This is a genomic window from Microcoleus sp. A6-C6 (genome assembly GCF_036705955.1).
Taxonomy (GTDB): domain Bacteria; phylum Cyanobacteriota; class Cyanobacteriia; order Cyanobacteriales; family Microcoleaceae; genus Microcoleus.
Genome location: NZ_JAUBVR010000127.1, coordinates 1 through 8799 on the forward strand (window position 1 = coordinate 1; position 8799 = coordinate 8799).

Here is an 8799-nt window from a genome sequence, read left to right on the forward strand (position 1 = left end):
CTGGCTTTTCGCTCATCTGACTACATTACCATATTTTTCGGCTCTCAATCAACTATTTTTTACCTGAATCCTTACATCTCAACTTCTTCGCCTCTCATCGCCGCTTCGATTAATTCCAGAAGCTTTTCTTTTGCCTCAACAACATCTACTTGATACATAACTCGTGCCTCATTACTATCAATTTCCAACATCACTATTCTAACTCAATACGATAAATCCTCTTCCTCCAAATCAACAGCCTGCACTTCCAGATCATCAGAATCATCAGACTCCAACTGAGTCGGTGTAGCCGGAATCGCTGCAATTATTGCATCAATTACCTTCCCCACTGGAATAATTTCTATCCCTAATTCTGGTACGGATTGATTCTTAGGAATAATCGCCCTTTTGAAACCCAATTTCGCCGCCTCCCTCAGTCGTAACTCTAATTGGGAGACTGGCCGCACCTGTCCTCCCAAACCAACTTCTCCGAGCAAAACTGTGCGCGCATCAATTACCCGATCGCGAAAACTGGCCACAATTGCGATCGCAACTGCCAAATCCGACGCCGGTTCCTCCACCTTCAGCCCGCCCACCGACGCCAAAATCACATCTAACTTAGATAAAGGAATGCCCACCCTTTTCTCCAAAACAGCTAAAATTTGCTGCAATCTACCATTATCCACACCCGTAGTAGTGCGACGCGGCGCACCAAAACTCGCAGGGCTGACTAACGCCTGAATCTCCACTAAAATTGGTCTAGTTCCCTCACAAGCAACCGTTGTCGAAGTACCAGGCGAAAATTCATCTTTATTGCCCAAAAACAACTCCGACGGATTATCTACTTCTCGCAAACCGTTTGCTACCATTTCAAAAACACCGATTTCATGAGTAGCGCCAAAACGGTTTTTCATCGATCGCAAAAGCCGATGAGAAGCAAAGCGATCGCCCTCAAAATAAAGTACAGTATCTACTAAATGTTCTAAAACCCGTGGGCCCGCCAAAGATCCATCCTTAGTAACATGACCAACCAGAAATAAAGTAATATTTTCCCTTTTCGCAACCTGCATCAAAGCAGACGTACATTCCCGCACCTGAGCCACAGAACCAGGAGCCGATGTTAATTTAGCAAAATAAATAGTTTGAATGCTATCAATCACTGCCACATTCGGTTTCAGCGCTTCCAACTCCCGCAAAACAACGTCTAAATCCGTCTCTGGAAGCAAATAGAAATTCTCCGCTGAATTGTCCTCACAATCGGTTTTAGCTTCCCCATTACTATCAGATTTCTGTCCATCGTTGCTTGACAAATTAACCGGATTAGCCACGCCCAAACGTTGCGATCGCAATTTCACTTGCTGGCCAGACTCCTCCGCACTAACATAGAGTATTCTATCCTTGCGAGCCAACATATTCGCCATCTGCAATAGCAGCGTCGATTTCCCGATTCCCGGTTCCCCACCAATCAACACCAGCGAGCCCGGAACAATCCCACCTCCCAAAACTCGATCGAGTTCCCCGTAACCAGAAGGCCAGCGAGACTGAGTTTGGTCGGAAATCTGCGATAATCTAAAAGATACTTTCGGCTGACCCTTCGACTTATCAGGAGGCGAACCGTGCAGTCCCTTAGTTGTCACCCCAGTCAAACCAGCCCGCGACCCACCCGAACTATGTGGTTCTAACTGCTCGTCAAAACAATCCCACTTATGACAGCTAGGGCATCTGCCAAAATATTGTGGTGAATCATACCCGCATTCCCGGCAAATATATTGTATTCGAGGTTTAGGCATTGTTTACAGATATGATAAATAGTCAACCTTAACATTTTAAAAAGTCGGAGTTAAAGCAATTATCAAGCTTTCAGACCGATCGCCACAGACCAATGAGTTTGTGTCTTCTATGATAGGGTAAAAAAAAATAACATTATCTGAAATGTAACTTAAGGAGTGCTCGGTAAATTGGAAAATCATAAAGAAAAAATTCTGGTAGTCGATGACGAAGCCAGTATCCGGCGCATTCTGGAGACTCGCCTTTCCATGATTGGCTACGATGTCGTCACCGCTGCTGACGGCGAAGAAGCTCTCGAAACATTTCGCAACACCGAACCCGACTTAGTAGTTTTGGACGTGATGATGCCAAAGCTCGACGGTTACGGTGTTTGTCAGGAGTTGCGCAAAGAATCAGACGTGCCCATCATCATGCTAACCGCTTTGGGAGACGTAGCCGATCGCATCACCGGTTTAGAATTGGGCGCCGACGATTACGTCGTCAAACCTTTCTCACCCAAAGAACTAGAAGCCCGCATCCGTTCGGTACTACGGAGGGTTGACAAAAACGGCTCTTCGGGGATTCCCAGTTCTGGAGTCATCCACGTCACCAATATTAGGATTGACACCAACAAGCGCCAAGTTTACAAAGGCGACGAACGAATTCGGCTCACGGGCATGGAATTCAGCTTGTTAGAACTGCTTGTCAGCCGTTCTGGAGAGCCTTTTTCGCGATCGGAAATTTTGCAGGAAGTGTGGGGATACACGCCCGAACGCCACGTAGACACCCGCGTTGTGGACGTTCACATCTCCCGGCTGAGGGCAAAGTTGGAAGACGACCCCAGCAATCCTGAATTAATTCTCACCGCCCGCGGTACCGGCTATCTCTTCCAGCGAATTGTCGAAATTGGGGAAGTCGGTTGACAGTTGACAATTGACAGTTGACAGTTGGCAGTTGGCAGTTGACAGTTGACAGTTGACAGTTGACAGTTGACAGTTGGCAGTTGGCAGTTGACAGTTGGCAGTTGACAGTTGTTAATTACCAACTACCAATTTATAGAACTTAAGCACGGGTGTCCAGAAACCGGGTTTTTCAACCAAAATACTTGGTTAAAACCCTCAATTTCGATAAAAAACCTGGTTTCTTGGTCAGGGAGTGCGTCAAAGCCTAAATGACAACGGACAACGGACAACGGACAACGGACAACGGACAACGGACAACGGACAACTGTCAACTGTCAACTATCAACTGACTCATGACAAAATCTGACCCAAATAAAGTTTTGCGGCAATTGCCCTTAGTGGCGGGAGGGTTAGCAGGTACGCTGCTGATGGTCAACCGCTTACTCACAGAGCAAGTTACAGACTCTCAAGCTCGATCGGACGTTTTGGGAGTAATTATCAGCGCCCTGCTGATTTTAACAGGTTTGTTGTGGCAACAGGTGCAAGCGCGATCGCCCGATTCAGTACAGCTTATCGGCTCTGAAGGCTTCGAGTTTGCGCCAGATTTACCAGAGGCCGTCAAGCTAGAATTAGCCTGGGCCTCACGTTTGCTCTTGACAAATACAGCCACAAGGGCGATCGTCATTGTATATCAAGGAAAAGTCCTCTTGAGGCGCGGCATCTTAGGCATCAATCCCGAAGTCAATCCAGGGCCAATATTGCAGCGAGTGCTCGACAAAAACAAACCAGTTTATTTAGTAAAGCTCGATATTTATCCAGGGCGAATCGAATTCGACTATTTGCCAGAAAATACCCAAGGAGTGATCTGTCAGCCGATTGGCACTCAAGGCGTGTTAATCTTAGGTGCTAACGCGCCCCGCAGCTACACAAAACAAGATGAAAATTGGGTTGAAGGCATTGCGGAAAAACTAGAAAACACCATCAGTCAATTTTAGATTTTAGATTTTAGATCCTAGCGTACTGCTAGACGCACCTTCGGCTAGAGGCATTTAAATTGGATATTCGGGGCGGGCTCTCCTGCCCACCCCACAAGACTTTGATTATTTCTTGACACACAATTTAAAAGCAGAACAGCTTACGAACCAGACCAGAATCAACTAAAAATCAATGGTTAAAGGAGCTCTCGGAAACGGAATTACATCGCGAATATTCCCCATTCCCGTAATGAATTGCACCAACCGTTCAAACCCCAAACCAAAGCCAGCATGAGGCACAGTACCGTAGCGGCGCAAATCCAAATACCACCACAACTCCTCCTTATTCATGCCTTGAGCTTCCATGCGCCGCTCCAACACATCTAGCCGTTCTTCCCGCTGGGAACCGCCGATAATTTCCCCAATATTCGGAGCCAAAACATCCATTGCTCGCACGGTTTTCTCGTCTTCATTTAAACGCATATAAAATGCTTTAATCCCGACTGGATAATCGCTAACAATTGTAGGCTTCTTAAACAAATCCTCAGCCAAATAGCGCTCGTGTTCCGACTGTAAATCTAAGCCCCAGCTTACCGGGAAGTCAAACTTTTTGTCAGCTTTTTCCAAAAGTGCGATCGCCTCCGTGTAAGTAATCCGCTCAAACTGATTGTTAATAATATTTTCAGCAGTCGCCAAAACCGTCTTATCAATCCGCTCGTTAAAAAACTCCATATCCTCCGGGCAATGCTCCAAAACGTACTTAAAAATGTACTTTAAAAAAGCTTCAGCCAAATCCATATCACCCTGCAAATCGCAGAAAGCCATCTCCGGTTCAATCATCCAAAACTCAGCCAAATGCCGCGAAGTATTAGAATTTTCTGCTCGAAAAGTCGGGCCAAAAGTGTAAACGTTGCCGAAAGCCATCGCCATAACTTCCGCTTCCAACTGACCGCTAACTGTTAAATAAGCGCGCTTTCCAAAAAAGTCTTTAGAATAATCAACTTCTTGCGAATCTGTGCGCGGCACATTCTTTAAATCAAAGTTGGTAACGGCGAACATTTCCCCCGCACCTTCACAGTCGCTAGCAGCAAGAATCGGAGTGTGAACCCACAAAAAACCACGTTCTTGAAAAAATTGGTGTACCGCCGCCGAACAAGCATTGCGGACTCTAAATACAGCGCCGTGGGTATTTGTACGCGGCCGCAAGTGGGCGATTGTCCGTAAAAATTCCAAGGAATGCCGCTTTTTTTGCAACGGATAAGTTTGCGGGTCTGCTTCGCCGTAAACTTGTACTTGTGAGGCTTTTAATTCAATTCGCTGTCCCTTCGCCGGTGACGCTACCAGCACGCCAGACACTTCTAAAGATGCACCTGTATTTAGTTGTTTGAGTATATTTTCAAAATTGGGCAAATCGGCATTGATAACTACTTGCAAATTAGCCATCGCCGAACCATCGTTGACTTCGACAAAAGCAAATTCTTTCAATTCGCGCTTAGTACGAACCCAGCCTTGAACTGTTACAGTTTGATCGGGTTCACCGCCCCGCAAAATTGCTGCAATTCGTTGATTAGTCATATCCACTCCCGTTTATTTAATATTATTTTGCACTATATCTCTGTTTGCTCTTCCTCTGCGCCCTCTGCGCCCTCTGCGGTAAAAAAATCAAAAACTATCCCGCATAGGATTTCAACATCCAACCCAGCAAAATGCCGAGTCCCCCAAAGCGAACAGCTTGCCAAAAAGGTTGTTTTATGCTTGCCCAAGAAAACAGACTGCTTTCTAAATTTAACTCGATCGTTTCCAATTCTTGCTCAATTTCCCGCAATTCTTTCTTGAGTTGCGGTAGGGGATTTTGGCGCAGAGAGTGGCGCACATCTTCCCGCAGGTGGCCGAGTGTGGCTTGGCGCTGTCGATCGCACTGAATCTGAGTGTAACGCTCTTTGACTGCCGCGAGCGATCGCTCCACCGCTTCTAGCGCCTGTACAAACTCGTTTTCTTGCTCTTGGTGATTTAACTCTGACGGCTGTTGAGGCATTTCGATCTGTAAACCTGACAATACTTAAAAAAAACAGATTCCCAATTAACTTGTTATTATATGCAGTATATTTTTTCAATTGAGAAACCGCAGCCAAATAGCTATAATTCCACCTATGCTTGAAACTACACAAACCACCCAAACTGTCAACCTCAACGAGCTCAGTACAGTAGAACTGGCTCAAGCCCTAGCAGCCCGCCTCGCCATTTCCGAAAAAGATTGGCATCGCCTCAAAGCTAACCGTTCCGCGCGGGCCGGAGAGCAAGCTGCGGCAGCTTTGGTCTTTTTGCTGAAAAATCAGCCCGAAGAAGCTCTCCCGCGCTTAAACCAAGCAGCAGGATGGCTGGATCGATCGATCTCCGCACCTCCGTGCCCCACTCACGGCAAATAATTTTGAGTATTGAGCTAAATATTTGATTAGTGTCCCAAAACTCAAACAATCGCGCCGCTCGATCGAGCAGCGCGATTGCGAGCCAAAAAAGATTTATACTTTTTTCACTCAAAACTCACATTTTGCATTATCATCTACTATCAATAGCCAGATTTTCAAAATTTTCCATGCCCGGTTCAGCGGGGAAATGAAAAAATTTGCAGGTCTAGCTGAGCTGAAAAATGATGCCAAATATCAGTTCTAGCGCAAGCGAGGCAGTCGGTAACGAGTGGGAATCTCTTTGCACAGCCGTAACTCTGTACCTTGAGAATTCCAGTCTACCCGATCGAATAGTTGGTAAAGAATAAACAGTCCCCTACCACATTCCTGTTCAACATGGGGGAGTGCAGAGTTGTCTGCAAAATCACTATCGCAATTATCGGTATCAAGGTCGCAACCGCAAGGGGCCTTAAAGCCACAACCTTCATCCGATATCACCCACCAATATTCGTTTTGGACGATCGAAAAACGGACTCCAACAGTTTTACTGGGGTCTAACTTATTTCCATGCTTAGCAGCATTTACCAATGCTTCTTGAAGCCCCAACCGTAATTCCGCTTGCCAGTAAGCTGGAACCTCTGCTAGGAGCAGATCCAAAATAGGACAAAGGTAGAGGGTAGAAGCGAAGCTAATCGTAATCCAATTGCGTCCGACGACCGGACGGGCTGAAATAGCAATCACTCAGAAAACTCCCTAACTTTCAGGTGGATAAACTTCACACCCTGCATAGTTGGCTCCCTAGTATTCAAAATGCTAATTAATTGAGCGGCGCAGCTCTACTTCTATCTTAGAGTATTAAAGCCGTTAATCAAAGCAAAGAACGTCACAAAATATTCTGCGATTCTCAGAAACTTTTGCCGAGAACCACCAGTAATTTTACTGATAACTTCTACCCGCAGCCAGATTTTTGATGTCGGCTTTTGCCACGGCAGCGAAGCTGTGCTCGCTGCATCCCCAGCCGTCAACACCTATCTTACCAAACGATCCCCACCTTGAAAAGATCGGAAAACCCTCCAAAAAAGTCGATCCCTTGACTCCTTGCCAATGGGTATCGGCTGTCGCAACCCCAGATGAGGCCCGATCGCCCAGAACTTCTACTTGTCCCCAAATATCACAATTGTCATACCTAGGTATGTTGCAGCCGAAACCAGATATATTTCCTAAATGCCGATCGCGGCACTGATTCCTTACTACTGCGACTCTCATTAAACGCAATATTCGTTACAAAACTTATTGCGCCTGAGTAGGCGATCGCACTCGCCCAACTCGCCAAAATTGACGTATCCCTTGCTGGCTAAACCCCAGGCTGTTGGCAAAACTTGATAAATCTGAACGTCGCGATACAATAGTTAAAGTAAATACTTATTTCTTTACATCATGCAAACAACCCCAGCCATCACCGCAGCCCCTATCGCTGGTACATACTGGCAATGGCGGGGCCATTCAGTGTACTATGTGCGATCTAGCGATCGACATCCAGAACGCCCTCCACTGCTGTTAATTCACGGTTTTGGAGCATCCACAGACCACTGGCGCAAAAATATCAGCGGGCTGAGCAAAGAATTTGAAGTGTGGGCGATCGACCTGATCGGATTTGGGCGATCGGCAAAACCCGAAATCCAATACAGCGGCGAGCTCTGGCGCGACCAACTCCACGACTTCATCACCAACATCATCGGCCGGCCCGCCGTATTAGCCGGCAACTCCCTCGGAGGCTACGCCGCCTTGTGTGTCGCAGCCCAGCGTCCCGAATCAGCCGCCGGACTGATCTTAATCAATAGCGCCGGCCCCTTCACCGAAACTCAGCCCGCACCCGAAGCCCCGCCCTTGCAAAAAGCCATATCTGCGGTAGCTAAAACCTTATTTCAGCAAGATTGGGCAAGTTTTCTGCTGTTCCAATACGTGCGCCAGCGATCGACTATTCGGAAAACCCTACAAAAAGTTTATCTCGACCAAAGCGCCGTCACAGACCAATTAGTAGAGGAAATTTACCAACCATCCTGCGATTCCGGTGCACCGAAAGTATTCGCCTCTGTATTCCGAACACCCCAAGGCGAAAAAAATGACGTATTGCTGAGTCAATTAACCTGCGGGTTGCTAATGCTGTGGGGAGAGGGCGATCCGTGGATGAATTCCACCAACAGAAGCGCCAAATTCCGCCAACATTATCCCCAGTTGACCGAACACTTTATCAAAGCTGGTCACTGTCCCCACGACGAAGTACCAGAACAGATCAATGAACTGATTCGTGGATGGATAATTGACCAATAGTCGATCGGCATCAACTCTGTTAATCCCGTTAATCTGCCGATCGAACTCCTCAAATCCAAAAACAAGGCAACCTATTGGGGCTGCCTTGTTTGTTGCATGAAAAATGCAATTTGTCAATAGGAAAAAGCTACTATTTTTTCCGTTTAGCGTTATCTAACCGTCTGCGATCGCGCCACTCAATCGCCGTCAAATACGCGACGCCGCCAGTCACGGTAATCAGCAGCACAAACGCTACCAAAACCAGAAAATTAGCAATAGAAAATTCCACAACCCCTCCTGCAAACTTAGACTTTATATTATGCGCGATCGCACAACCGCAATCAAATGAGTTGGGAGTGAAGAATGCAAGTCCTCGCTACAAACCTGTTGACACTCCCCAGCTATCAAGGCGAGGGGATTCTTTGTTCACAGAGCCGACTTGCTGAGGCAGGATTTCTCCAA

At 46.7% G+C, this 8799-nt stretch carries 10 protein-coding genes; 4 read left to right on the top strand and 6 right to left on the bottom strand.

Annotation, left to right across the window (positions count from 1 at the left end; genetic code table 11):
- Positions 1–203: 203 nt before the first annotated feature.
- Positions 204–1769, bottom strand: coding sequence for a DNA repair protein RadA (gene radA, locus QUB52_RS27765; protein ID WP_265233943.1), 1566 nt, complete (start codon positions 1767–1769; stop codon positions 204–206).
- A 168-nt stretch (positions 1770–1937) separates the two neighbouring features.
- Between radA and rpaB the strand changes: the two genes are divergently transcribed.
- A complete protein-coding gene (rpaB, locus tag QUB52_RS27770) occupies positions 1938–2669 on the top strand; it encodes a response regulator transcription factor RpaB (protein ID WP_265233944.1) in 732 nt (243 codons plus the stop codon).
- A 332-nt stretch (positions 2670–3001) separates the two neighbouring features.
- On the top strand, positions 3002–3643 hold the full coding sequence (locus tag QUB52_RS27775) for a cofactor assembly of complex C subunit B (protein ID WP_332975533.1): 642 nt from the start codon (positions 3002–3004) through the stop codon (positions 3641–3643).
- 162 nt (positions 3644–3805) lie between these two features.
- Here QUB52_RS27775 and asnS read toward each other — a convergent pair whose 3' ends face one another.
- A complete protein-coding gene (gene asnS, locus QUB52_RS27780) occupies positions 3806–5197 on the bottom strand; it encodes an asparagine--tRNA ligase (RefSeq protein WP_265233946.1) in 1392 nt (463 codons plus the stop codon).
- A gap of 94 nt (positions 5198–5291) precedes the next feature.
- Positions 5292–5657, bottom strand: coding sequence for a DUF2203 domain-containing protein (locus QUB52_RS27785; protein ID WP_265233947.1), 366 nt, complete (start codon positions 5655–5657; stop codon positions 5292–5294).
- A gap of 115 nt (positions 5658–5772) precedes the next feature.
- On the opposite strand from QUB52_RS27785, the gene QUB52_RS27790 reads away from it, so the two are divergent.
- On the top strand, positions 5773–6048 hold the full coding sequence (locus tag QUB52_RS27790; protein ID WP_265233948.1) for a DUF6439 family protein: 276 nt from the start codon (positions 5773–5775) through the stop codon (positions 6046–6048).
- A 240-nt stretch (positions 6049–6288) separates the two neighbouring features.
- On the opposite strand, the gene QUB52_RS27795 is transcribed toward QUB52_RS27790, so the two are convergent.
- Together QUB52_RS27795 and QUB52_RS27800 are read right to left on the bottom strand one after the other, a co-directional pair.
- Positions 6289–6768 carry an ATP-binding protein gene (locus tag QUB52_RS27795; RefSeq protein ID WP_265233949.1) on the bottom strand — a complete coding sequence of 160 codons (480 nt, stop codon included), beginning with the start codon at positions 6766–6768 and terminating at the stop codon, positions 6289–6291.
- Between the two features lie 195 nt (positions 6769–6963).
- Positions 6964–7293, bottom strand: a complete 330-nt coding sequence (locus QUB52_RS27800) for a hypothetical protein (RefSeq protein ID WP_332967991.1) — start codon at positions 7291–7293, stop codon at positions 6964–6966.
- A gap of 171 nt (positions 7294–7464) precedes the next feature.
- On the opposite strand from QUB52_RS27800, the gene QUB52_RS27805 reads away from it, so the two are divergent.
- Positions 7465–8358 carry an alpha/beta fold hydrolase gene (locus QUB52_RS27805; RefSeq protein ID WP_332975534.1) on the top strand — a complete coding sequence of 298 codons (894 nt, stop codon included), beginning with the start codon at positions 7465–7467 and terminating at the stop codon, positions 8356–8358.
- Positions 8359–8488: 130 nt separating this feature from the next.
- On the opposite strand, the gene QUB52_RS27810 is transcribed toward QUB52_RS27805, so the two are convergent.
- Positions 8489–8626: a hypothetical protein gene (locus QUB52_RS27810; protein ID WP_265233952.1), complete on the bottom strand. Its 138-nt coding sequence runs from the start codon at positions 8624–8626 to the stop codon at positions 8489–8491.
- Between the last annotated feature and the right edge of the window lie 173 nt (positions 8627–8799).